Annotated in this window: 23 protein-coding genes and 1 pseudogene; 13 read left to right on the top strand and 11 right to left on the bottom strand. The window is 73.0% G+C overall.

Features of this window, described 5'->3' with window-relative positions:
• Positions 1 to 4 precede the first annotated feature (4 nt).
• The 3 genes from ACQY0Z_RS33170 (at position 5) to ACQY0Z_RS33160 (ending at position 1,859) form a co-directional block, all read left to right on the top strand.
• Positions 5 to 622: a dihydrofolate reductase family protein gene (locus ACQY0Z_RS33170; RefSeq protein WP_189898271.1), complete on the top strand. Its 618-nt coding sequence runs from the start codon at positions 5 to 7 to the stop codon at positions 620 to 622.
• A gap of 315 nt (positions 623 to 937) precedes the next feature.
• Entirely contained in the window at positions 938 to 1,393 is a 456-nt protein-coding gene (locus ACQY0Z_RS33165) for an excalibur calcium-binding domain-containing protein (RefSeq protein WP_189898568.1), read from the top strand.
• 157 nt (positions 1,394 to 1,550) lie between these two features.
• Positions 1,551 to 1,859, top strand: coding sequence for a hypothetical protein (locus ACQY0Z_RS33160; RefSeq protein ID WP_189898273.1), 309 nt, complete (start codon positions 1,551 to 1,553; stop codon positions 1,857 to 1,859).
• 15 nt (positions 1,860 to 1,874) lie between these two features.
• On the opposite strand, the gene ACQY0Z_RS33155 is transcribed toward ACQY0Z_RS33160, so the two are convergent.
• The 3 genes from ACQY0Z_RS33155 to ACQY0Z_RS33145 all read right to left on the bottom strand — a co-directional run bounded on the left by ACQY0Z_RS33155 (position 1,875) and on the right by ACQY0Z_RS33145 (position 4,314).
• Positions 1,875 to 3,527, bottom strand: coding sequence for a RecQ family ATP-dependent DNA helicase (locus ACQY0Z_RS33155; RefSeq protein ID WP_439813438.1), 1,653 nt, complete (start codon positions 3,525 to 3,527; stop codon positions 1,875 to 1,877).
• 108 nt (positions 3,528 to 3,635) lie between these two features.
• Entirely contained in the window at positions 3,636 to 3,836 is a 201-nt protein-coding gene (locus tag ACQY0Z_RS33150) for a DUF2191 domain-containing protein (protein ID WP_189898570.1), read from the bottom strand.
• Positions 3,837 to 3,987: 151 nt separating this feature from the next.
• On the bottom strand, positions 3,988 to 4,314 hold the full coding sequence (locus ACQY0Z_RS33145) for a helix-turn-helix domain-containing protein (RefSeq protein WP_439813437.1): 327 nt from the start codon (positions 4,312 to 4,314) through the stop codon (positions 3,988 to 3,990).
• A 429-nt stretch (positions 4,315 to 4,743) separates the two neighbouring features.
• Here ACQY0Z_RS33145 and ACQY0Z_RS33140 point away from each other — a divergent pair, with 429 nt between their 5' ends.
• Positions 4,744 to 5,127: a hypothetical protein gene (locus ACQY0Z_RS33140; protein WP_189898277.1), complete on the top strand. Its 384-nt coding sequence runs from the start codon at positions 4,744 to 4,746 to the stop codon at positions 5,125 to 5,127.
• Between the two features lie 10 nt (positions 5,128 to 5,137).
• Here ACQY0Z_RS33140 and ACQY0Z_RS33135 read toward each other — a convergent pair whose 3' ends face one another.
• From ACQY0Z_RS33135 to ACQY0Z_RS33120, 4 genes are all read right to left on the bottom strand, one after another.
• Positions 5,138 to 6,184, bottom strand: a complete 1,047-nt coding sequence (locus ACQY0Z_RS33135) for a M23 family metallopeptidase (protein WP_439813436.1) — start codon at positions 6,182 to 6,184, stop codon at positions 5,138 to 5,140.
• A gap of 299 nt (positions 6,185 to 6,483) precedes the next feature.
• The gene (gene ppdK, locus ACQY0Z_RS33130) at positions 6,484 to 9,153 is read right to left on the bottom strand and encodes a pyruvate, phosphate dikinase (protein WP_439813435.1); all 2,670 of its coding nucleotides are present in this window, start codon (positions 9,151 to 9,153) and stop codon (positions 6,484 to 6,486) included.
• 17 nt (positions 9,154 to 9,170) lie between these two features.
• Complete coding sequence (locus tag ACQY0Z_RS33125) at positions 9,171 to 9,875, bottom strand: DUF4389 domain-containing protein (protein ID WP_439813434.1); 705 nt, start codon at positions 9,873 to 9,875, stop codon at positions 9,171 to 9,173.
• Between the two features lie 116 nt (positions 9,876 to 9,991).
• Positions 9,992 to 10,438, bottom strand: coding sequence for a universal stress protein (locus ACQY0Z_RS33120; RefSeq protein WP_189898282.1), 447 nt, complete (start codon positions 10,436 to 10,438; stop codon positions 9,992 to 9,994).
• A 168-nt stretch (positions 10,439 to 10,606) separates the two neighbouring features.
• Between ACQY0Z_RS33120 and ACQY0Z_RS33115 the strand changes: the two genes are divergently transcribed.
• Entirely contained in the window at positions 10,607 to 11,482 is an 876-nt protein-coding gene (locus tag ACQY0Z_RS33115) for a universal stress protein (RefSeq protein WP_381729515.1), read from the top strand.
• Positions 11,483 to 11,503: 21 nt separating this feature from the next.
• Positions 11,504 to 11,674, top strand: a pseudogene (locus ACQY0Z_RS33110) (cation-transporting P-type ATPase); the annotation flags it as partial.
• Between the two features lie 400 nt (positions 11,675 to 12,074).
• Here the strand turns inward: ACQY0Z_RS33110 and ACQY0Z_RS33105 are convergent.
• A complete protein-coding gene (locus tag ACQY0Z_RS33105) occupies positions 12,075 to 13,103 on the bottom strand; it encodes an alcohol dehydrogenase catalytic domain-containing protein (RefSeq protein WP_381726725.1) in 1,029 nt (342 codons plus the stop codon).
• A gap of 124 nt (positions 13,104 to 13,227) precedes the next feature.
• A complete protein-coding gene (locus ACQY0Z_RS33100; protein ID WP_439813433.1) occupies positions 13,228 to 14,748 on the bottom strand; it encodes an AAA family ATPase in 1,521 nt (506 codons plus the stop codon).
• Between the two features lie 270 nt (positions 14,749 to 15,018).
• Between ACQY0Z_RS33100 and ACQY0Z_RS33095 the strand changes: the two genes are divergently transcribed.
• From ACQY0Z_RS33095 to ACQY0Z_RS33085, 3 genes are all read left to right on the top strand, one after another.
• Complete coding sequence (locus tag ACQY0Z_RS33095) at positions 15,019 to 15,624, top strand: Rv1733c family protein (protein WP_189906057.1); 606 nt, start codon at positions 15,019 to 15,021, stop codon at positions 15,622 to 15,624.
• 58 nt (positions 15,625 to 15,682) lie between these two features.
• A complete protein-coding gene (locus ACQY0Z_RS33090) occupies positions 15,683 to 17,035 on the top strand; it encodes a nicotinate phosphoribosyltransferase (protein WP_439813432.1) in 1,353 nt (450 codons plus the stop codon).
• 120 nt (positions 17,036 to 17,155) lie between these two features.
• Positions 17,156 to 18,064 (top strand): pyridoxamine 5'-phosphate oxidase family protein, encoded by a 909-nt coding sequence (locus tag ACQY0Z_RS33085; protein WP_439813431.1) that lies wholly within the window; start codon positions 17,156 to 17,158, stop codon positions 18,062 to 18,064.
• Here the strand turns inward: ACQY0Z_RS33085 and ACQY0Z_RS33080 are convergent.
• On the bottom strand, positions 18,033 to 18,695 hold the full coding sequence (locus tag ACQY0Z_RS33080; protein WP_439813430.1) for a CBS domain-containing protein: 663 nt from the start codon (positions 18,693 to 18,695) through the stop codon (positions 18,033 to 18,035). The two genes, ACQY0Z_RS33085 and ACQY0Z_RS33080, sit on opposite strands and share 32 nt — an antisense overlap.
• A 96-nt stretch (positions 18,696 to 18,791) precedes the next feature.
• Here ACQY0Z_RS33080 and ACQY0Z_RS33075 point away from each other — a divergent pair, with 96 nt between their 5' ends.
• Both ACQY0Z_RS33075 and ACQY0Z_RS33070 read left to right on the top strand, forming a co-directional pair.
• Entirely contained in the window at positions 18,792 to 19,667 is an 876-nt protein-coding gene (locus ACQY0Z_RS33075) for a universal stress protein (RefSeq protein ID WP_439813548.1), read from the top strand.
• Between the two features lie 47 nt (positions 19,668 to 19,714).
• On the top strand, positions 19,715 to 22,123 hold the full coding sequence (locus tag ACQY0Z_RS33070) for a glycoside hydrolase family 65 protein (RefSeq protein ID WP_439813429.1): 2,409 nt from the start codon (positions 19,715 to 19,717) through the stop codon (positions 22,121 to 22,123).
• Here the strand turns inward: ACQY0Z_RS33070 and ACQY0Z_RS33065 are convergent.
• Positions 22,114 to 22,758, bottom strand: coding sequence for an MBL fold metallo-hydrolase (locus tag ACQY0Z_RS33065; RefSeq protein ID WP_189906044.1), 645 nt, complete (start codon positions 22,756 to 22,758; stop codon positions 22,114 to 22,116). The two genes, ACQY0Z_RS33070 and ACQY0Z_RS33065, sit on opposite strands and share 10 nt — an antisense overlap.
• Before the next feature lie 81 nt (positions 22,759 to 22,839).
• On the opposite strand from ACQY0Z_RS33065, the gene ACQY0Z_RS33060 reads away from it, so the two are divergent.
• Both ACQY0Z_RS33060 and ACQY0Z_RS33055 read left to right on the top strand, forming a co-directional pair.
• On the top strand, positions 22,840 to 23,265 hold the full coding sequence (locus ACQY0Z_RS33060) for a MarR family winged helix-turn-helix transcriptional regulator (RefSeq protein ID WP_439813428.1): 426 nt from the start codon (positions 22,840 to 22,842) through the stop codon (positions 23,263 to 23,265).
• A gap of 175 nt (positions 23,266 to 23,440) precedes the next feature.
• The gene (locus ACQY0Z_RS33055) at positions 23,441 to 23,743 is read left to right on the top strand and encodes a DUF1540 domain-containing protein (protein WP_198427692.1); all 303 of its coding nucleotides are present in this window, start codon (positions 23,441 to 23,443) and stop codon (positions 23,741 to 23,743) included.
• The last annotated feature ends 1 nt before the right edge of the window (position 23,744 follow it).

Genomic DNA, 23,744 nt, shown 5'->3' with positions numbered 1-23,744 from the left:
TCACATGACCCACATCATCGCCGACATCTCGATCTCCCTCGACGGCTACGTGACCGGCCCCGACCCCGGTCTGCACAACGGCCTCGGCAACGGCGGGGAGGGCCTGCACACCTGGGCCTTCTCGGACGACCCGGAGGATCGCCGTATCGTCCGGGAGACGACCGAACGCTCCGGCGCCGTCGTCCTGGGCCGCAACCTCTTCGACATCGTCGACGGCCCGAAGGGCTGGAACGACGAGACCGGCTACGGCGCGCGCGAGGCCGGCAAGCCGTCGCTCGTCGTCGTGACGAGCGCGCCGCCCGCGTCCGTCCGCACGTCCGACCTGGACTGGACGTTCGTCACCACCGGGGTGCGCGACGCCGTCGCCGTCGCACGCGAACGCGCGGAGGCGGCGTCCGCGCGCAGCGGCAAGGACCTCGACGTGTACGTCATGGGCGGCGGGCTCACGATCAGCTCGGCCCTCGACGCCGGGCTGATCGACGTATTGACCCTGCACATCGCACCCGTGGTCCTGGGCGGCGGCACACCCCTCTTCACCGGCGGGGTGCCGCACACCCTTACGCAGCGAAGCGTGCTCCGCACGCCGACGGCGACCCACATCGCCTACGACGTACCCCGCTGACCGACCCGGCGGCACCGCCCGCCACGGCACCAAGCCGATCGCCGGCACCGTCGACGAAAGCTGCCTGCGCGAGTGGTACCGGCCGCGCGACCTCCTGCCCGGCGGCATTGAAACGGTCGTCACCGCCGAGAGCGCGCTGCACGGCACCGTCGACCGCATCATGCGCGAAACGGTCCTCGACTTCCTTGCCGTCTCTGACTGCTGACGGAGCGCCATAGGCCACGGCGAGCAAACGACGGCACTCCGCCCCCGGAGTTCATATTTTCTTCACATAGCAGATACAGTTCGTGCTTCAACTAGCGCCCGGGGGGCATGATGACCAATCCGTATACGACCGGAGGCCGCACCGCGCCGAAGTGGGCGCGCAAGCGGTACGTGCTGCCGGCGCTCTTCCTCGCCTTCTGCATGGGCATCGCGGCGAGCGGCGAGGACAGCAGCGCGAAGGGCGACGCGAAACCCCTGGCGGCCAAGGCTCAGCCGTCGGCGACCGTCACCGCGACGGTGACGGCCACGCCGCCCGCGGAAGCGGAACCCGCCCCGACCGTGACGGTCACGGAGACCGAGACGGCCAGGGTGAAGGTGAAGGTCACCAAGACCGTGACCGCGGAGCCCGCCGAGGACGACTACAGCGGCGGTGGGGGAGGGGGCGGCAGCGTCTACTACGAGAACTGCTCCGCCGCCCGGGCCGCCGGTGCGGCGCCCGTGCACGTCGGTGACCCGGGCTACGGCAGCCACCTCGACCGCGACGGTGACGGCACGGGCTGCGAGTAGAACGGGCCGGGCATAGGCGGGGCCCCGCGTGGCACTCGTCCGATGCGGGCGGCGCCCGCTGCCACCGGGGGCGCCGCGACCGTACACGAAGAGCCGCCGAGGATGAGGACGGTGCCGACATGACCGGGAACAGCCCCGCCCACCGCGGACGCGGGTCATGAAGCGCGGCAAGCGGTACGCCGTCGCCGCCTCCGGTCAGTGGACCGACGAGGAGGAGGGCCGCCGCAGGCTGCCCGCCGGGGAGGTCCACGCCTGGGAGCCGGGCCGCAACGAGACCGTCTGCGGCCTGTCCCTCAGCCGCTCACGCCTCGTCCGCTTCTCGCACGTCAACTGGCCCGACACGTTCCCCGAGTCGGGCGGCGCGGCCGACAAGGTGCGGCGGGTGTGCCCGCGTTGCGCGTCGGTGGCCGGACGCCGAGGCAGTGACGCGCGCCCACGCTGGGTGCGCGTCCGCCCCCGCCCATGACATGAGCGCCGCGGCTCACGCGCCGGTCAGCAGGTCACCCTCCTCGACGGCCGACAACGACAGCGTCTTGTAGCCGACCTGCTCGAACAGCACGGTGACGCGGTCGTCCTCCATGTGCATCACGGTGCCGGCACCCCAATCGGCGTGCTGCACACGCTCGTTGGGTTCGTACGGCCCGGCCTCCCCGGCCGGGGACGCGTGGTCGGACGCAGCGGGCTCGTCGTCCAGCCGCTCGCACATGTCGCACCGCCCGCACGGCGAGTCGAGCTGCTCGCCGAAGTAGCCGAGCAGATACTGGCGGCGGCAGCTCGGCGTCTCGGCGTACCCGCGCATCATCTCGATGCGCGAGCGGTCGATACGGCGCCGCTGTTCGAACACCTCCGCCGCAGCCTCCGCGGCGTCCTCCGCCGACCACCCGGCCACGGCCCGCACCGCACGCCGCCGCCCCTCGACGGCGACGGCGCCGGCCTCCTCCAGCAGGTTGAGCAGGTCGCCGGCCTTCCGGCGCGACAACCCGCACAACTCCGCCGTACGACTGCGGCTCTGCGGCGCGTCCTGCTGGAACAGCGTGCTCATGATCCGCCGCAGCGCCTCGCTGTCCAGCGACTTGGACGTGAGGAACTTCTGCAGCCCCAGATCCTCGGGCCGGTAGAACAGCACGGCGTCGGCCGCCTCCCCGTCCCGGCCGGCCCGCCCGACCTCCTGGTAGTAGGAGTCCAGCGACTCGGGCACGGACGCGTGCGCGACGAACCGTACGTCCGGCTTGTCGATGCCCATCCCGAACGCCGAGGTGGCGACGACCACGGCGGGAGCTCCCTCCATGAATCCGTCCTGGATCCGCCGCCGCTCGGCCGCCCTCAGCCCCGCGTGATACGCCTCGGCGTCCACCCCGTCCTCACGGAGCCGCTCCGCGTACGCCTCGGCGTCCTTGCGGGTGGCGGTGTAGAGGATGCCGGGTGCGGGAGCGGCGGCGGTCCAGCGGGAGACGGCCTCTCGCTTGGAGGGGTCGTCGGTGTACGTGTGCACGCTCAGCTGGATGGCGGGCCGGTCCGTGCCGGTGGTCACGAGGTGGGGGTCGCGCATGTGCAGGTGCTCGACGATGTCCTCCCGGACGGGGGCCGCGGCGGTCGCGGTGAGCGCGAGAACAGGCGGCCGGCCCAGCCGCTCGGCGGCCTCACCGAGGGTGAGGTAGTCCGGCCGGAAGTCGTGCCCCCAGGCGGACACGCAGTGGGCCTCGTCGACGACGAACAGCGACGGCCGCAGCTCACGCAGCCGCTCCAGGACGTCCTTCCTGGCGAGCTGCTCGGGGGAGAGGAACAGGTACTCGGCGTCACCGTCCTCCACGGCCTGCCAGCCCTCGTCCGTCACCGACTGCGACTGGGCGGAGTTCACGGCGACGGCGTCCGGGGCCTCACTGTCGCGCAGCCCCGTGACCTGGTCACGCTGAAGGGCGATCAACGGCGACACGACGACGGTGGGGCCGCCGAGCAGCACGGTCGGCACCTGGTAGATCGCCGACTTCCCGGAGCCGGTCGGCATCACGACCAGCACGTCCCGGCCGTCCAGCAGCCCCTGCATCGCCTCGGCCTGCTCCGCGCCGAGATCACTCCAGCCGAACCGCTCACGCGCCACCCGCCGCAGCTCGGCCCCCCGCTCCCGCTCCTCCATCGCACACGCCCTTCCCAGCCCCTGACCAGTGAGTTCCCGGCCCCGGGTGCCCGGTGTGGGGAAGGGGATGCGCGATACCGCCTACCGCTGTCGCGCGACCCGGGCGACTCAGCCCTCCGGCTCCCGCGGCTTGGCGTCGACCTCGCGCAACCCCTGCTCCCCGAGCCCGGTACGCGCCTCCGTACGGTGCCCGCGGGCGATGTAGTCCCGCACGATCGCCTCGACGGCGTCCTGCGGCGATCCGATCCCTGCCAGGACCATCACCTCCACCACGAGTTCGGCGTCCAGACTGATGCTGACCTTGGCCACCATGCCCCCTCGCATCGCGTTCGTCCCGGCCGCCTCCGAGCCGGCCGGGGCCTGTGCTCGACAGCCTCGCGCACCTGCCCGACCCTACGCATCGACTTCGCCGCCGCCGACCGCAATCGGCACCGCTGGACACCGGGCATCACCGGACGCGTCACCGCCCCGCCGTCACCCCCGGTGCGCTGTGTGTGCGGCTGTTCGCCGCCGGTGACCGGCCCACGTACGTGTGGAACTGGCGGCGCAGGGCGACCGGGTCGCCGAGACCGCAGGCCTTCGCGATGCGGGCCACGGGCAGGGTCGTGGATTCCAGGAGATGGCGGGCGCGCGCGAGCCGGCGCCGGGCCGGCCACTTCAGCGGGCTGAGCCCCGTCTCCTGCCGGAAGCGGCGCGTGAACGTACGCACACTCATGTGCGCGTGCCGCGCCGTGTCCTCGAGGGTGAGCGGCTCGGCCGGCCGCTCCAGCGCCCACTCGCGTCCCAACGCACTCAGCCCGGTCCGCCTTGACCTTGCGGCCGCCGTCTTCGACGACCCGGACGACGTCCTCCGCCGCCTCGTCGTCCTTGGCGTGGTTGAACACCACGGCCGCCCCGTCCGTCCCGGCACAACCGCTCGACGATGGCCCGCCCGATCCCCCGGGACCCGCCGGTGACAACGGCGGTCGCATCCTTCAACACGGTTCCCTCCGGGGGTGCACGATGCTCCGTGAGGTGCGAAGGTACTGGGACGTCGGCCGAAGTCCGGCAGCTTCCGCGGAGCGCGCTACGCGTCTCGGTCGCCGTGATGGGTCCAACGGCTCCGGGCGGCGCTGTCCTTCATCGATCTCATGTGCAGACCCTGGCCTCGCCAGGCAGTGCACATTCATGATCGGCTGGGACGGTCAGGAGCTCGCACCGCCCACCAGGAGGAGCCGTGTCACAACCCCTCACCCCCGAGGAACAACTCGCCGCCGCGAAGAAGCAGTTGCACATCCCGGCCATCGTCGCCATCTGCGGCTCCACCCGCTTCATGGCCGAGATGGCCGAGGCCGACCTGCGGGAGACCGTAGCGGGGAGGATCGTCGTCAAGCCGGGTTGCGACCTGAAGTCGCCGAACGCCCTCTGGGCCGACCCCACAGAGGCCCAGACTCTGAAGGTGCGGCTCGACGCCCTGCACCGGGCGAAGATCCGGCTCGCGGACGAAGTACTCGTGGTCGGCGACTACATAGGGGACAGCACCCGAGCCGAGATCGGCTACGCCCGCTCACTGAACAAGCCGGTACGGTTCACCCACCCCGAAGTCGACCCGGACGCCTGACCGGCCGCCCTCAGCCGCCGGCATTCAGCCAAGCCATCGGGTCCGAGTACTGGCCGTCGAGGATCACCTCGAAGTGGAGGTGCGGGCCGGTGGACAGTCCCGTCGAGCCGGCCAGCCCCACCGCCTGTCCCGCGGCCAGGCCCTGCCCCGCGCTCACCTGAAGCGCCGACAAGTGGCTGTACGTCGTCTGCAGCCGCTTCCCCTCGACCGTGCCGTGGTCGATCACCACCCGGTACCCGTACGCCGGCGTCATTCCCGCGAACTCCACCACCCCGCCCCAGGCCGCCGACACCTGCGCCCCCTGCGGCGCGTCGAAGTCGACGCCCGTGTGCAGTTTGGTCATCCCCGTCGGCGGGTGCTTGCGCGAACCGAACGGCGAGGTGACGGAGAGGGTGACGACGGGCGACTGCAGCCGCGCGCCCGCGGCCGGAGCGCCGCCCTGCTGCTCGGGATTACGCCGGACCAACGCGCTGTACTGCGGCAGCCTCTTCTTCACCTCCGTCACGAACAAGCGCGCCGACGACGGGACTTTGCCGGCCTCCGCCACCTCGTCCACCCCCACCGCGTACGCGGCGAGCGTGAGGTCGGCGAGATCGCCGTTCACGGTGCCCTTGGTGCGCAGCGTGGTCATCCGCTTCGACAAGGAGCAGTCCTGACGCCCCAGCGCCATGATCGCGTCCACCTTGTCGAGGGGCGTGGACGTACCGTTGCCGTCCTCGTCCCGGCCCCACTTCTTCCAACTGGCAGCGGTGAAACGAGCGATACCCCGCTCGGACAGACTCGCGCTCTCGCTCTGCCACCCGGACAGCTGGTCGATGTGCGCGGCGAGGAGCGCGGGGGTGACCCCCACGCAGTCGGCCGTCGCTTTGCGCAGCCAGGGGACGTACGAGCCGTCCACATTGCTGACGGCGGACTCCGCCTGGCCCGGCGTCCCACCCTGCGGAACGGCCGTCTCACCGCCGACCAGCGAGACGAATGCGAAGACGGCACCGAGCGTCACCACACCCGGCAGTACGACCAGCAGGCATCCGCCCGGGCCGCGACGGCGCTGCGACACAGCAACAGTCGCCGAGGCGGAGGCAGTTGGGGAAGTCGGCGATGCGGTCTGTCCCACGCCGTCGCCCTTGGGCACGTTCTGCTGCTCCCACTCTCGGCGGCAGCCCCCGCAGTCAGCAGTCCGGCATGCCTCCCCCGTTCTCGAACACGGCGAACGCTACGCGCTCCGCGATCGACACGGCACCAGTCACAAGGACCAAGTCACCTGCCCGATGGGGCACCCCGCACAAGGCAGCCGGCACGGCACAGCCGCCTCCACGGGCAACCCGCCCGCTTCGGACCGACCGGGGCAGACCCCCGTCACCCGCCACCCTCCAGCGCCGCCCTCCCCGCCTCCAACCGCGCCACCGGCACCCGGAACGGCGAGCAGGACACATAATCCAGCCCCACCCCGTGGAAGAAGTGCACCGACTCCGGGTCCCCGCCGTGTTCGCCGCACACGCCCATCTGGAGGCCTGGCCGCGCCGCGCGTCCCTCCCTCACCGCGATCTCCACCAGGCGTCCCACGCCCTTGCGGTCGATCGTCTCGAAGGGGGACACCGTGAAGACGCCCTTGTCGAGGTAGGCGGAGAAGAAGGCCGCCTCGACGTCGTCGCGGGAGAAACCCCACGTCGTCTGGGTCAGATCGTTCGTGCCGAACGAGAAGAACTCGGCCTCCTCCGCGATGAGTCCGGCGGTGAGCGCCGCCCTCGGCAGCTCGATCATCGTGCCGACCGGGCAGTCGACAGGCATCCCGGCCTCCGCCGAGACATCGGCCAGCACCCGGTCCACCTCCTCGCGCACCAGGCGCAGTTCCTCCACGGTGTCGATCAGCGGCACCATGATCTCCGCCCGCGGGTCACCGCCCGCCCGCCTGCGCTCCACGACCGCCTCGGCGACCGCCCGTACCTGCATGGCGACCAGCCCCGGAGCCACCAGCCCGAGACGGACGCCGCGCAGCCCCAGCATCGGGTTCTCCTCGTGCATCCGGTTCACGGCGTCGAGCAGCCGTGCGTCATGCTCGTCCGGCGTACCGCCCCGCGCCTCCGCCGTGGCGACCCGCACCGCCAACTCCGTGCGGTCGGGGAGGAATTCGTGCAGCGGCGGGTCGAGGAGCCGGATGGTGACGGGCAGACCGTCCATCGCGTCCAGGATGCCGCTGAAGTCCTGCCGCTGGAGCGGCAGAAGCGCCTCCAGCGCCCGGTCGCGTTCCGCGTCGCCCTCCGCCAGGATCATCGCCTCGACCAGCCGGCGCCGGTCGCCCAGGAACATGTGCTCCGTACGGCACAGGCCGATGCCCTCCGCCCCGAAGCGCCGCGCACGGGCCGCGTCCTCGGGGGTGTCGGCGTTGGCGCGAACGCCCAGCCGGCGTACGCCGTCGGCGTGCTCCATGGCGCGTGCCACCGCGTCGACCAGCGCGTCCGGGCGCTCACCCGTCTCGAAGTACCGCACGACGGACGAGTCGACCAACGGCACCGCCCCCGGGTGCACCGCCCCCGCCGATCCGTCCACGGAGATGACGGTGCCCTCCTCCACGACCGTGCCGCCGACGGTGAACCGGCGCCGCCGGGTGTCCACGGCGATCTCCTCGGCCCCGCACACGCACACCGTGCCCATGCCGCGCGCGACCACGGCCGCGTGACTCGTCTTGCCGCCACGGCTGGTGAGGATCGCCTGCGCCGCGACCATGCCGGGCAGGTCGTCCGGGGTGGTCTCCTCCCGCACCAGCACGACCTTCTCGCCCTCCGAGGCCCGCCGGACCGCCTCCGCGGAGTCGAACACCGCCGCCCCCACGGCCGCCCCGGGGGAGGCGGGCACACCGTGCGCCAACGGCTCCCCGACGGCGGACGCGTCGAACCGCGGGAACATCAGCCTTGCCAACTGGTCACCGTGCACCCGCTCCAGCGCCTCGTCCGCGGTGACGAGCCCCTCGTCGGCCAGCGCGGAGGCGATGGCGAAGGCCGCCTCGGCGGTGCGTTTGCCCACGCGGGTCTGCAGCATCCACAGCCGGCCGCGTTCGACGGTGAACTCGATGTCGCACAGGTCGCGGTAGTGCGCCTCCAGCGTCGCCATGTGCCGGCGCAGCTCTTCGTAGGCCTCGGGGGCGATGCGGGCGAGTTCGTCCAGCGGCACGGTGTTGCGGATGCCCGAGACGACGTCCTCGCCCTGCGCGTTGGCCAGGTAGTCGCCGTACACGCCGGAGCGGCCGGTGGCCGGGTCACGGGTGAACGCGACACCGCTGCCGGAGTCCGGGCCCAGATTTCCGAACACCATGGTCTGCACGGTGACGGCCGTGCCCAGGTCGTCCGGGATGTGCTCACGCCGGCGGTACAGCCGGGCACGCTCGACGTTCCACGACTGGAACACCGCCAGCACAGCCCGCTGCAACTGCTCCGCCGGGGACTGCGGGAAGGACTCACCGGTCTCCCGGCGGATCACCTCCTTGTACGTTTCCACCAGACCGGCCAGGTCGCCCGCGTTCAGCCCCAGGTCGTCCGCCGCGCCCACCTCTCGCTTCAGATCCTCCAGCGCCTGATCGAACAAGGCGCCGCCGACACCCATCACCGTGCAGCCGAACATCTGGACAAGACGGCGGTACGAGTCCCAGGCGAACCGCTCGTCACCCGCGGACTTCGCCAGTCCCGGCACCGAGTCGTCGTTGAGACCGACGTCGAGGATCGTCTCCATCATCCCGGGCATCGAATAGCGCGCACCCGAGCGCACCGACACCAGCAGCGGGTCGTCCCGCTGCCCCAGCCGCCGCCCCGCGGCCCGCTCCAGCGCGGCCAGATGGTCCGAGATCTCACGCGACAGACCAGAAGGTTCACCGCCGGTCGCCAGGTACGCCCGGCAGGCCTCCGTGGTGACGATGAAACCGGGCGGCACCGGCAGCCCGAGCCGGGTCATCTCGGCCAGGTTGGCGCCCTTGCCGCCCAGCAGGTCGGCCTGCTCCTTGCCGCCCTCGCCGAACGCGTACACGTAACGGACCATCTCGGTGCTCCTCCTCATCAGACCTTCCGCGTCGTATGCGCCGCCCCCGGCTCCCGCCCGCCCTGGTCCAGCCGGAACGGCGGATACACGTCCGTGAGCAGCGTCGCGTAGGCGGCGACCCGCAGCACCCACCGGTTGAGGCCGAGCAGCAGGTCGTACAGCCCGCGCGGATAGAGCCCGGTGAAGAGCAGGGCGACGCCCGCGAACAGCGTGAGCAGGCCGATGAGGCCGCCCGAGTACCAGGCCAGGCGGGCGCCCCCGGCGAAGAAGCCGAGGACCAGATAGTGCGGCAGGGCCAGCAGCCACCACTTCACCAGGACCAGCCCGCGCGACAGCCGCTCCGGGTACGTCACGTCCCAGTGCGCCGGGTAGTCGGGCACGTCGGCCAGGGTGAACGGCGGATAGCGGTCGGTGCCCAGGGTGCCGTACGCGTAGTACGCCACACGCCAGTTCCAGCGCAGCACACCGGCGGTGAAGTCGAACAGCGGCCGCGGGTACCGGCCGGTGAACAGGATCGCGAAGAAGGCCGCCACGCTCACCAGCACGACCCCCACCCAAAGGAAGAACAGGACGATGTGGTGGGGGAGCGCGAACAGCCACTTGACCAGCCACAGCCAGCGCGACAGCGGCGCGTCCAGCCGCGCCGTCAACCGGGCCGGATACGCCTCGGCTCCCGCGGGGCCGGGCGGCGGTACGGCGGCGGAGGTGAGATGTGAGCTCATGATGACCGGTCCCTCCGGAAGCCGATGACGATCACGGAAGCGAGTGTGACGATCACGGAAGCGGCTGTGACGCTCACGCGGCGACGATCACGGACCGAGGCGCCCGGCCGTCGGCGTCAACGCCTCGGATCGCCCTCCTGCCGCACCACGACCACCGGGCAGGCCGCGTGCTGCGCGCACCGCTGGCTCACCGACCCCAGCACCGCCCGGGCGAAGCCGCCGCGCCCACGCCGGCCCACGACGAGCACCTCGGCCCCCTCGGAGGCGCGGATCAGCACGTCGGACGGATCACCCTCGACCAGACGCTGCGTGAGCCCCTCCGGGAGCCCGTCGGCGAAGACCTCGTCCAGCTCCCCGGCGAAGCGCTGCCGTGCCTGCTCCACGTCGAACACCGGCTCAGTCGCCGGCCCGCCCCACCCCCCGAAGGTCGGGCTCTCCCAGACGCAGACTGCCTCGACGGCACCGCCGACGAGGCGCGCGTAACGGTCCGCCCAGCGCAGTGCGTCGTACGACGAGGAACCGTCCACGCCCACCACGATGCGCGGAGCCTCGGAGGATGCCATGGAACACCACCTCACACAGCCGTCCCCCTCCTTCCACGCTGACGGAACGCGCGCCACCGCGCCAGCCGGGGCCCCCGGAGCGAGCACTTCCGGCGTGGCGTGGCGTCACCCGGCCGCAGAGGCGACGCTGGGAGGGGGCGAACACGGCGAGCAGAGCCTGGAGGTGTCATGACTGGTGCGGACGGGCGTCGGCCCATCGTGGTCGGCGTCGATCCCGACCCGGAGAAGCGCCTGGCACTGTCCTGGGCCGCCGACGAGGCCGAGCGGCGGAAGCTGCCGCTGCGACTCGTGCACGCCCAGGGCACCCCGACCGGCGGCTACCGGTCGGGGGAGGTGCGGCCCTCGTGGGAGGAGTGGAACCGTGAACTGCACGGACTGGGCGACCAGGTGCTCAAGGACGCGGTGTCCTTCGTGGAGTCCCGGCAGCCGGCGGTCGACCTGTCGACGCTGCTGGCGGAGGGAGAACCCGCATGGATCCTCCACGAGGAATCACGCGACGCCTCGCTTGTGGTCGTCGGCTCCCGGCACCTGAGCAGGCGGCGCGGACTGTTCTCGTCCGCATCGGTGGCGCTGCCGCTGGCGGCGCACGCGGCCTGCCCGGTCGTGGTCGTACCGGAGCCCGAGCACATCACCCAGCAGCCGCCGTACTTCGTCGTCGGTGTCGACGGCAGCCCGCACTCGGCCGCCGGCGTGGACCTGGCTGTTGAGGAGGCGGACCTGCGCGGGGCGATCGTGCGGGCGCTGTACGTGTGGCATCCGCCGCTGCTCGGCGTTCTCGACGAACACGCCACGGTGAATGAGTGCCGCCGGGTCCTGGCCGAGACGGTCGCGGGCCGCACCGCGGCCCACCCGGACGTGGAGCTCCATCATGAAGTCGTCCGCGGAGGCCATCCGGTAGAGGTCCTGACGGAGGCGTCCGAGCACGCCCTGGGACTGGTCGTGGGCACCCGTGGTCACGGAGGCTTCACCGGCATGATGCTGGGCTCGGTGAGCCAGGGAGTGCTGCTTCATGCCCGCTGTCCGGTCATCACGGTCCCGGTCTGAGACCACGCGTGGACGCGCCCCGTGACAGGGCAGCCCGGCCCGCGGCCGCCCGTGACGGAGCTCCCCGCCGACGACGTGTTCACCGCGCTGGAGACGTCGCGGCGCGGGCTGTCGAGGGCCCAGGCCGAGGACCGCCCGAGAACGCACGGGGTCAACGGACTGCCCCGCACCGCGCCCCGGGCCGTGGGGCGGCAGCCGGCGGCGCAGTTCACCGACCTCTTCGCGGTGATGCTGCTCGCCGCCTCCGGCATCACCTTCCTCGCGTACGCCCTCGAGGAGCCACGGGACGCGAGCACCCTCACCCTCGCGGTGGCGATCCTGGGAGTCGTGGGGCTGAACGCAGCCATCGGCTTCGCGCAGGAGTACTCGGCGGAACGCACCGCCCAGGCGCTGGAGGCCATGGTCCCCCACACCTGCCGGGTGCTGCGCGACGGACGGTCGTCCGCGACGGCCGGCCCACCGTGCCGCACCCGCAGGTGCGTCTGCGGGCCGGGGACGAGATCCTGCTCGTGTCGCACTCCGCCACGGAACACGAGATCCACGCGGCGTTCCAGTGAGATCACAGCAGGCCCCGGCGTACCGCCAGTTCCTCTCACCGCTGACGCAGCGCGACCTTCAGCGCCCCCGACTCCGTGCCCTTCGAGAACACCTCGTACGCCTCCACTGCCCGTTCCAGCTCGAAGAAATGGGTGAGCAGCGGGGACACCTGAAGGCGTCCGAGCCGCAGCAGCTCCATCAGCCAGGGCGTCGAGGAGGTGTCGACCTGGCCGGTGCTGATCGTCACGTTCTTACGCCACAGCGACTCGAGATGCAGCGTGGTGGACCGGCCCGGCGTGCCGATGACGGCGATGTGGCCGCCGGTCCGGACGGCGCGCGTGCACAGCACGAACCCGTCCGGCTCGCCCGACGCCTCGACGACCACGTCGGCGCCCGGTCCCTCGTACAGCTCGGCGATCATCCGCCCCGGCACCTCGGCCGCGTCGGCGCCCATGCGGACCGCCGCCTCCAGCCGGGCCGTGGACAGGTCCACGGCGACGACCCGGCGCGGCGAGCAAAGCCGGGCGATCGCCACCGTGGCGAGACCGACGGGCCCCGCGCCCACCACGACCACGGTGTCCCCGGGGCCGACCTCGCCGTTGCGCACCCCCACCTCGTACGCGGTGGGGAGGACCTCCGCGAGCAGGACCGCCTCGTCGGGCGACGGAGAGAACGGCAGCCGGTGCGTCGAGTCGTCGGCGAACGGCACCCGCACGTACTCGGCCTGGGTGCCGTGGATCAGATGGCCCAGGATCCAGCCGCCACCCCCGCGGCACTGCCCGAACAGGCGGTCGCGGCACGGCCGGCAGCGGCCGCAGGCGGACACGGACGAGACGACGACCCGGTTGCCCGGGTGCAGCCGCCGGACGTCGTCGCCGGTCGCGACCACCTCGCCGACCGCCTCGTGGCCGAGGACCGTGCCCGCCGTCACCTCGGCCAGGTCCCCGCGCAGGATGTGCAGGTCGGTGCCGCAGACCGTCGTCGTCCCGACACGCACGACGGCGTCACCGGGATCCTCGATCACGGGATCCGCGACGGTGTCCCAGGAAATGCGTCCGGGACCGTGGTAGACGAGGGCTCGCATGGTCTTCCACTCCCTGACGGCGCGGCCGCCCCTGTCCACCGTCGCCCGGGACGAACCCCCGGGCAACCGGGACACGGGCCGCGCCTTCACACGTCGACGGCGTCGCCACGGCAGGACGCCGCCGTCAGTCGGGCTCCATGTAGGGGCGCCGGAACACCGGCGCCTGCGCCGTGCCCCACGGCCGCACGGCGGCCAGGGCCCGCTCGACCGCGGCGCCCAGTGAGCCGCCGGTGTCGACCGGGACGGCCTCCGGCCACGGCGGTTCCGCGGCCCGCATCGCGTCGGCGACCGAGGCGTCGGCGTCGGAGGACCCGCACGTACGCGCGTCGAGCCGGGCCGCCGCCACCTCGCCCGGCACATGGCAGCGCAGCGCGACCAGGTCGGCGCCCGCCTGCCCGGCGACACGGTGCGCGGCCTTCCGCCGGGCCGTGTCGTACCAGGTGGCGTCCAGGACGACGGACTCCCCGGCGGACAGCAGAGCCCGCGCACGGTCCAGGAGCGCCGCGTACGTCTTCGCCGTCCACTCCGGCGTGTAGATCCCCTCGCGGTACCCGGCCGCCGCGGACTGCTCCGCCGGGATGCCCGCCAGTTCCTTGCGGACCCGGTCGCTGCTGAGCAGGGTGACCCCCAGCCGGTCGGCCAGCGCCCCCGCCAGGGTCGACTTGCCGCTGCCCGGCAGCCCGCCGACCAGCGTCAAACCGACGGCCGCGGTCCGCAGATGCCGCAGCGTCGTGGAGACCAGCCGCCGGAACGCCGCCTCCGCGCCCGGGGCGCCCTGACGCGCCTGGATGAGGGACACCTTGGCGCGGACGAACGCGCGGTAGGCGACGTAGTGGTGCCGCAGCGAGGACGGCGCCGGGTCGCCGGAGAACTCGCCGTAACGCGCGAGGAACCACGCCGCCGCCTCGGGCGCGCCGAGCTGCTCCAGGTCCATGGCGAGGAACGCGGCGTCGTCCAGGCCGTCGACATGGCGCAGCCGGTCGTCGAATTCCAGGCAGTCGAGCAGGCGCGGGCCGTCGTCGAGGCAGAAGACGTCCTCGGCGAGCAGATCGCCGTGGCCGTCGACCACCCGGCCCTGCGCGATCCGCGTGGCGAACAGCGGCGCCCGGCCCGCCAGATAGCGACGCACCAGCCGCTCCACCCCCGGCACCTCGTCGGGCAGCCCGCCGTCCCCGGCCAGCTCCCGCACCTGCCGGAAACTGTCCTCCCAGCGGGAGAGGAGCGCGTCCCGGGTCCCCTGCGCGTCCACCTCCGGTCCTCTGGGCGCCCGCGCGTGCCAGGCCGCGAGCTGCCGGGCGACGACCCGCAGCACGTCGTCGACGTCCGCCCCCTCCCGCACCAGGCGGGACAGACGCCGCTCCGCGGGCATCCGGCGCATCACCACGAGCGGCTCCGGGTCCCGGGCGCCGGGCTCGCGCAGCTCACCGAGGCCCAGATAGACGTCGGGGGAGAAGCGGCGGTTGAGCTCCACCTCCCGCTCGCACGCCGTCCGGCGCGCCGGCACCGTCGTGTAGTCCAGGAAACCGAGGTCGACGGGCTTCTTCAGCTTGTGGACGCGGTCCCCCGCGAAGAACAGGACCGCGGTGTGCGTCTCGCACACCTCCGCACGGGGGCGGTCCGGCCCGGTGGTGACGATGGGCCACATGGCGGTACCCTCCGGCTCGTTCGCTGGCTGGTGGCACGAAGGACGCGGATCCCGCGCGCCTCACCGGCACACGTAACGTCCTCCACTTCGAGAAGTACCGCGGCCCGCCCCCCGCCGCCTACGGGCCCCTCGGCCTCCGCGCCCCGCCGACCGGGGACGGCGAGGCGCCCCGTCCGGGGACCTTCGGCCCTGTGCCCCGTAAGCCCACTTCCCTCAGGCTGGAAGAAGGACGAGGGGGACCGGCCGGCGACGACCTGCTGGAGGCGAGTCATGAGCGCACGCGATCCGCGTCCGTCCTCCGGACCGCCGCCGTCGCACCCGGACCGCACACCCGGGACGGCGAACCCGCTGCGGCGTCGGACCGACCGGCTCGAGTCCTGGCTCAGCTGCGTCCTGCTGCTGATCCTCGCCCTGGGCCTGCCCGCGGCCGCCCTGAGCGCGGGACAGAGCGCCTACCGGTCGGGACTGCGGACCGTGCAGACGCAGTCGGCCGAGCGGCAGCAGGTGGACGCCACGGTGCGGTCGGTCGACGAGAACGTCGGCGCCACGGCGAAGGAACAGGCGCGGATCCGCTGGACCGACGACGACGGCACCGTGCGGACGGGCAGCACCCCGGTGAAGGCCGACACACGCGAAGGCTCCACCGTGCGGGTGTGGGCGACCCGCGACGGCGACGTCACCGGGCCCCCGATGACCAGGAACCAGGCCGTCACCACCGGCTGGTTCGCGGGCGGCGCGGCGGCGGCCGGCGTGGGCGCCGCGGTGTACGTGGCGCACGTGGGCGCGCGCCACGCCCTGGACCGCAGGCGGTACGCGCGGTGGGACGCCGAGTGGGAGCGGGTCGAACCCCTGTGGGCGGGCCGCTTCCACCGGTGACACGAGAACGGCCGCGTCCGGTGAAAGAACCCCCGGACCGGCGGAAGAGGCGATGCACATGTCCGACGCCAGGACCACGGACCTGTACGAGGTCACGATGGCCATGTCCTACCTCCAAGAGGGCATGACCGCACCCGCGACGTTCAGCCTCTTCGCCCGCGACCTGCCGCCCGGACGCGGCTTCCTGGCCGCGGCGGGACTGGAGTCCGCCCTCGACCACCTCTCCGGCCTGCTCGTCGGCCCCGACGACGCGGAGGCGTTCGCCGACGCGCTGCACCGGCCGCTGCGCGACCTCCAGCCCCTGCTGGGCCTCGAGCTCACCGGTGACGTACGGGCCGTCCCCGAGGGCCGGACCGTCCTGGCCGGGGAGCCCCTCCTGGAGGTGACCGCGCCCCTGCCCGAGGCGCAGCTCGTCGAGACGTACGTGCTCAACCAGCTCAACCACCGGACCACCCTCGCGTCCAAGGCCGCACGCTGCGTCCTCGCCGCGGGCGGGCGCCCGGTGGTGGACTTCTCGCTGCGCCGCACGCACGGCACCCGGTCCGGGTTCGAGGCGGCGCGCGCGGGCGCCATGGCCGGCTTCGCCGGCACCAGCAACGTGGCCGCCGCCACCGCCCTCGGCATCCCCGCCGCGGGCACGATGGCCCACTCCTACATCGAGGCGTTCCCCACCGAGGAGGACGCCTTCCGCGCCTTCGCACGCGCCCACCCCGGCCCCGTGACCTTCCTGGTGGACACCTACGACACCGAGGAGGGCGTCCGCACCGCGGCACGCGTCCTGCGGGACCTCGGCCCGGCGGTCCACGACGCCGGTTCCGCGGTACGGCTCGACAGCGGCGACCTCGGCGCCCTCGCTCGACACGCCCGAACCCTGCTCGACGACGCGGACCTGCCCGGCGTACGGATCACCGCGAGCGGAGGCCTGGACGAGTACGCGGTGGACGAACTGGTCGCCTCCGGCGCGCCGATCGACACCTACGCCGTCGGCACCCGCGTCGGCGTGTCGGCCGACGCGCCCTACCTCGACACCGCCTACAAGATGGTCGAGTACGACGGCCGTCCGGTGATGAAACTGTCGTCCGCGAAGGTCACCGCGCCCGCGCCCAAGCAGGTGTTCCGCGGCCCCGGATACGCCGACGTGATCGCCCTGGCCGGCGAACCGGCCCCCGACGGCACGGAACCGCTGCTGGAGACGGTCATGCGCGACGGACGGCGCACCCGCCCCCGCGCCACGCTCGCCCAGTGCCGCGACCGTCTCTCCGCCGACCTGGCCGCACTGCCGCCGGAAGCCCGCCGGATCAGGGAGCCCGTCCCCCCGCGCGCGTCGGTCTCCGGGCAGCTCGGAGACCTCACGGCGCGCGTCCGGCGCGCGCTGGAGGAACGGACCAGGGCGGCCGCCGGCCTGCCGTGACACACACGGGCGGACACGACCCGCCCGCGGGCCACGGCCGTACAGCGGCCGTGCCGTGCGACGGCGTACCGCCCGTGGCACGTTGGAAACAGGACCACTCCGGGAAGAGGGGCAGCGCTCATGCACGCTCACCTCGGCGACCGGCTCGTCGTCGAAAGCCCGACCACCGGCGTCGTCAGGCGCGACGGAGAGATCGTCGGACTCCACCACGAGGACGGAACACCCCCGTACGACGTGCGCTGGTCGGACACGGACGACGTGACGCTCGTGTTCCCCGGCCCCGACGCGCACATCCAGCACCTGGAAGCGGAAGGGGACGAGGCGCCCTCCCGGACCGGCACCGGCGAACAGAACGCCGCGCCCGGCACGCCCAACCCCGGCGACGTCGGCCGCCGCGTGGCGGAGGAACGCCGCCGCCGCGGGCTCAGCCGCGAGGAGACCGCGCGCCGCGCCCGCATCTCGCCCCAGTACCTGGCGTACATCGAGGAACAGCCCGCCGAACCGGCCACGGCGACCCTCCTCGCCCTCGCCGGCGCGCTCGGCACCACCGCCGCCGCGCTCCGCGGGGGAGGCGTCGACCGGCCGCCCGGCCAGGGCCACGCCCTGCTGCACCCGCGGCTGGACGACCTCGACGAGAAGGAGTGCCGGCGGCTGCTGTCCACGCACGGCGTGGGACGCGTCGCCGTGACGGCGCCCGACGGGCACCCCGCGGTCGTCCCGGTCAACTACGAGGTCGTGGACGACGCGATCGTCTTCCGCACCAGGCCCGGTTCCCTGCCCGCCGCGGCGGCCGGGAACGAGGTCGCCTTCCAGGTCGACCACGTCGACGAGGCGATGAGCGAGGGCTGGAGCGTCCTCGCCGTCGGCCCCGCCACCACCGTCACCGACCCCGACGCCGTACGGGGCCTCGCCCGGCGCGCCCACACCGAACCGTGGGCGGGCGGGACACGCGACGAATGGGTGTCCATCAGGCCGACGCGGCTCACCGGCAAGCGCATCACTCCGGCCGGCCGGCCGGCTCACCGGTGAGCCGGGGCTCGACGCCCACGACGCCCTCCACGGCCCGCGCGAGCCGCACGGCGAGGGAGATGAGCGAGGTGTCCCGGATGTGCTCCTCCAGGGTGACGACCCCGTCCCTGACGTGCACACGGACACCGTGGCTGAGGGCCGGGAACAGGGACGACACCACCGTGCGGCGGACCTCCTCCTCGATCTCCTCGTCCGGGCGCAGGAACACCTTCAGCAGGTCCGCGCGGCTCACCACGCCCCGCAGCCTGCCGCCGTCGTCGACCACCGGCAGCCGCTTCACCCGACGGACCGCCATGATCCGGGCCGCCTGCGCCGGTGTGGCGTCCGCGCGGACCGTGACCCCCGGGGCGCTCATCAGGTCACCCGCCGTCACACCCCCGGCGTTCGCCACGCCGTCCGGGCGCCGGCCCTGCTCCACGAGGCGCGGCGCGCTGTCGTGGCACTCCTCCTTCGGCAGCAGGTCGGCCTCGGAGACGACGCCGACGACATGTTCCTCCCGGTCGCGGACCGGCATCGCGCTGGCCTTCCACCGCCGCACGGTCCGCGCGATCTCCTTGAACGAGGTGTCCCACCCCACGGCGACGACCGTCCGGGTCATCACGTCGCTGGCGGTGTGCGGGGTGACCGGCACCGTGTTCCTCCTCGGGCCGGCGTGCCTGCCTGCGGCCGTTCACCTCCACGATCGACCGGAAACGCAGCCGTGCAACCCCGGAAGGCGGTGGTGACCGTGAAGCTCCCCCTGGTGGTGGGCGTCGACGGATCGGGCTCCAGCATGGAGGCGGTCGACTGGGCCGTGGACGAGGCCGCCCGTCTCGGACTGCCCCTGCGGATCGTTCACGCGTCGCTGTGGGAACGGTACGAAACCCGCGTGCCGTCCTTCGCCACCGACCGCCCCGCCGAGAAGATCATGGCCGACGACATCGTGGCGGCCGGCGCCGAGCGCGCCCGCCTGCGCCGCCGGGACCTGGACATGACGGCCGGCGTCGTCGACGAGGACGCGGTGTCGGCGCTCCTGCACGCGGCCCGTGAGGCGTCCGCCCTGGTCACGGGTTCCCGCGGACGCGGCGGCATCGTGGGGATGCTCCTCGGCTCGGTGAGCCTCACGGTGGCCGCCCGTTCCGTCTGCCCGGTGATCGTGGTGCGCGGCGAGGAACGGAACCGCCAGGGCGGTTACGGCCGTGTCGTGGTGGGCGTCGCCGACCCCACGCAGAGCTCGGCCGCCGTACGGTTCGCCCTCCGCGAGGCCGAGGCGCGCGGCTGCGCCCTGGACGCCGTACGCGCCTGGCGCCGCCCGGCCCACGAGCACGTCGACCACCCGCTGGTCGTCGACGACGCGGCGGGCGTACGGGAGGAGCACGCCTCCGCGCTGCTCACCGACGCGCTCGCCGAGGCGGTCCGCGAGCATCCCGGGACCGACGTGAACCGGCGGACGGTCGAAGGCCCCGCCCACCATGTGCTCCAGGAGGTCTCCACCCACGCCGACCTGCTGGTCGTGGGGGCGCGGCGGCGCCACGGCCGTCTCGGGCTGCAGCTCGGCCGGGTGGCCCACGCGCTGCTGCACCACGCCGCGTGCCCCGTGGCCGTCGTCCCCCAACGGAGCTGACCGGTAACGGCGTTGCCGCGCGCCCCGCACAACCGGGGGAGGACAGCATGTCGGAGTGGACCTGGGAGTACGAGGGGTACGTCCCGGGCGGGGAACGGCTGCGGGAGTCGCTCTGCACGCTCGGCAACGGGTGCTTCGCCACCCGGGGCGCCGTGCCCGAGAGCCGGGCGGGCCTGCTGCACTACCCCGGCACCTACGCCGCCGGCGTGTACAACCGCCTCGAGTCCACCGTCGCGGGACGCCAGGTGGTCAACGAGGACATGGTGAACCTCCCCAACTGGCTGCCGCTGCGCTTCCGTCCGCGCTTCCCCGACGGGGCGACGGGCCCCTGGTTCTCCCCGGACACCCGGCACCTGCTCGACCACCGGCACACCCTGGACCTGCGCCGGGCCGTCCTCACCCGCAGATTCCGCTACCAGGCGCACGGGGCGGGCGTGCTGGAGGTGGAGCAGGTCCGCCTGGTGCACATGGTGGACCCGCACCTCGCCGCGCTGCGGACCGTCGTCACGGCCGAGGACTGGACCGGGGAGATCGAGGTGGAGTCGGCCCTCGACGGCGACGTCACCAACAGCAACGTCCGCCGCTACCGGTCGCTGGCCCGCCACCACCTGGTCCGCATGCACACCGGCGCCTCCGCGCCGGACACGGCCTGGCTGAACTGCCGCACGAGCGCCTCCGACATCGGCATCGCCATGGCCGCCCGCACGGTCACCTCCGAACCGGCCACGACGTCGGAGATCCGTCCCTCCCACCGCAGGGTCGTGCACCGGCTGGTCGTGCCGGTCGGCCCCGGCCGGCCCGCCGTCGTCGACAAGAAGGTGGCCCTGCACACCTCCCGCGACCGGGCGATCGCCGGCCCCCTCGGCGCGGCGCTCGACCGCGTGGCCGCGGCCGACGACCTCCCGGCGCTCCTCGCCTCGCACACCACGGCATGGGCGCGCCTGTGGCGCGGCGCCGACATCCGCGTGCCGGGCGAGGCGGGCCGCATCCTGCGACTGCACCTGTTCCACGTTCTGCAGACGCTGTCGCCCAACACCGCCGACCTGGACGTGGGGGTACCCGCACGGGGTCTGCACGGGGAGGCGTACCGGGGGCACGTCTTCTGGGACGAGCTCTTCGTCCTGCCGTACCTCAACCTGCACTTCCCGGAGGTCTCGCGGGCCCTGCTCGACTACCGTCACCGGCGCCTGCCGAGAGCCTGCCGGGCCGCGCGCGCGGCGGGCCGCAGCGGGGCCATGTACCCGTGGCAGTCCGGCAGCGACGGCCGTGAGGAAACTCAGCAGCTGCACCTCAACCCGCGGTCGGGCCGCTGGCTGCCCGACCACTCCCACCTCCAGCACCACGTCGGCTCGGCGATCGCCTACAACGTGTGGCAGTACTGCGAGGCCACCGGCGACACCGAGTACCTGCACACCAAGGGTGCCGAGATGCTGCTGCAGATCGCCCGCTTCTGGGCGGACGGCGCCGAGTACGACCCCGGCACCGGCCGCTACCGCATCCGCGGCGTGGTCGGCCCCGACGAGTACCACGACCGCTATCCGGACGCCGACCGCCCCGGCCTGGACGACAACACGTACACCAACGTCACCGCCGCCTGGGTGCTGTGCCGGGCGCTGGACCTGGTGCGGCGCGTCCCGGCCTGGCGGCGCGAGGAACTCTTCGAACGCATAGGCCTGGACGCCGGTGAACTCCCCGAGTGGGAGGAGGTCTCCCGCAAACTGCGCGTGCCGTTCCACCAGGGTGTCATCAGCCAGTTCGACGGCTACGGCGACCTCGCCGAGCTGGACTGGGACGCCTACCGCGCCCGCTACCCCGGCATCCGGCGTCTCGACCGCATCCTCGAGGCCGAGGGCGACTCCGTGAACCGCTACCAGGCGTCCAAGCAGGCCGACGTCCTGATGCTCGGCCATCTCTTCTCACCCGCCGAACTGCACGGCCTGTTCGAGCGGTTGGGCTATGACCTCGACGACGCGACGTGGCGCAGGACCGTCGACCACTACCTGCGGCGCACCAGCCACGGCTCCACCCTCAGCGGCCTCGTCCACGGCCTCGTCCTCGCCCGCGCCCGACGGGCCGACGCATGGCGCTACGTCCGTGAGGCACTGGAGGCCGACATCGCCGACATCCAGGGTGGCACCACGGGCGAGGGCATCCACCTCGGCGCCATGGCGGGCACCCTCGACCTGGTGCAGCGGGGGCTGACCGGCCTGGAGACCCGCGAGGACGCCCTCCGCCTCGACCCGGTCCCGCTGCCCGCCCTGTCGGAGTACAGCTTCTCCCTGCGCTACCGCGGCCACTGGGGCATCGGCGTGCGCCGCCGCGAGGGGGAGATCGAGATCGAGGTGCCGGAATCGGAGGAGTCACCGATCCGCGTGGTCCTGGCCGGGCGCACGGTGACGGTGGCACCGGGGGAGACCCGGACCCTCACCGAAGACGCGGGGGAGTCTCAGACCTGAACGGTGGCACCGGGCTCAAGGTGCTCGACGGGGATGCCGGTCAGCCCGTTCTCGCCGAGCAGACGGGCGGTGGACTGCCGGCCCAGCTCGCTGAGCATGAGTTCGTGGATCTCGACGACACGCTCGGGCTTGACGGCGCGGACGTAGTCGGCGGCCTCGCCGAGCTTCGTCCAGGGACCGCTGGTCGGCAGCAGCAGGGTGCGCACGGGGGCGTCGGGCACGCAGTAGGCGTCGCCGGGATGGTGGACGGCGCCGTCGTCCAGGAGGTAGCCGACGTTGTCGGGGCACGGGATGTCGGGGTGGATCCGCGCGTGCAGGTGGCCGTGCACGCCGACGGCGACGGACCCGACGCGGAAGGTGTCACCCGCGGCGACGACGTGCACGCGCCCGTCATGGCTGCCGAGGGCGGCCGCGACGGCGGCGGTGCCGTAGACGTGCAGGCCGGGCCGCGCCTCGAGAGCGGCGGCGACGACCTGTTCGTCGAAGTGGTCGAAGTGTTCATGGGTGATCAGCACGGCGTCGGCCTGGGCGACGGCTTCGGCCGCGTCCGGCGTGAACGTGCCGGGGTCGACGACCAGACGGGTGCCGTCCTTCTCGAGGGAGACGCAGGCATGGGCGTGCTTGGTGAGCTTCATGGGGCCTTCCGGACCGTCGTCGGCACATATCTACAACAAGACTGTACAACTCGATTGACATAAACAGGTAAAGTGACGGTCATGGACGACAGACATCTGGCCGAGGAACTCCGCCTGACCGTCGGCCGGCTCGTACGCACGGTGCGTGCCGCCGACACGATGCCGCCAGGCGAGTCCGCCGTCCTCGGCTACTTGGACCGCGGCGGCCCCATGACCACCGCCGAGATCGCACAGCAGCGCGGAGTCACGCACCAGTCGGCCGCCAAGACCGTCAAGGACCTCCTGGCCCAGAACCTCGTACGGACCGAGGCCCACCCCGGCGACGGCCGCAAGCTGCTGCTCCACCTCACGCAGGCGGGCCGAGACCGTCTGGCCGAGGAACGCCGACGGCGCGCCGACTGGCTCGGCGCCGCGATCAGCGACGTCCTCGACGCCGACGAACGCAGGACGCTCGAAGCGGCGCTGCCCCTGCTGTCACGCCTGAGCACCCACCTCGACGGCAAGTAGCCCGCGGGGCTCCGGCCGCCGCCCCTCCTGCGGACGTGCGCACCCCTGCGCCGTCGCGGACAGTGGAAGACAGGAAAGGAGCGCTCCGAGGATGTCGCGAGCGGCCGGCCCGAAGGGATGTCGTGCCGCGAGTCCCCGGACGCTCCGCACGATCTCACGAGAAGGGCGATCCGCCATGGCAGCAGCACCCGTCATGCAACTGCCCGTCATCAGCGAATGCGCGGCCGAGGGCTGCGCCTACAACCACGACCACACGTGCCACGCCGCGGCGATCACCGTCGGGGACCTCGACAGTCCCGTCTGCGACACGTTCATGGGCGCCGACCTCGAGGGCGGTGAACCGTCGACCACCGGCAGGGTCGGCGCGTGCAAGATGGCCGACTGCCGCCACAACGACGGACTCGAGTGCCACGCCCCGGCCATCACCGTGGGCTACGAGGACGAGCAGGTGGACTGCCTGACCTACGCACGGAAGTGAG

Source organism: Streptomyces sp. P9-2 (assembly GCF_051903975.1).
In the GTDB taxonomy this organism is placed as follows: Bacteria; Actinomycetota; Actinomycetes; order Streptomycetales; family Streptomycetaceae; genus Streptomyces; species Streptomyces cellulosae.
This window is presented reverse-complemented; position numbering and strand designations above follow the sequence as displayed.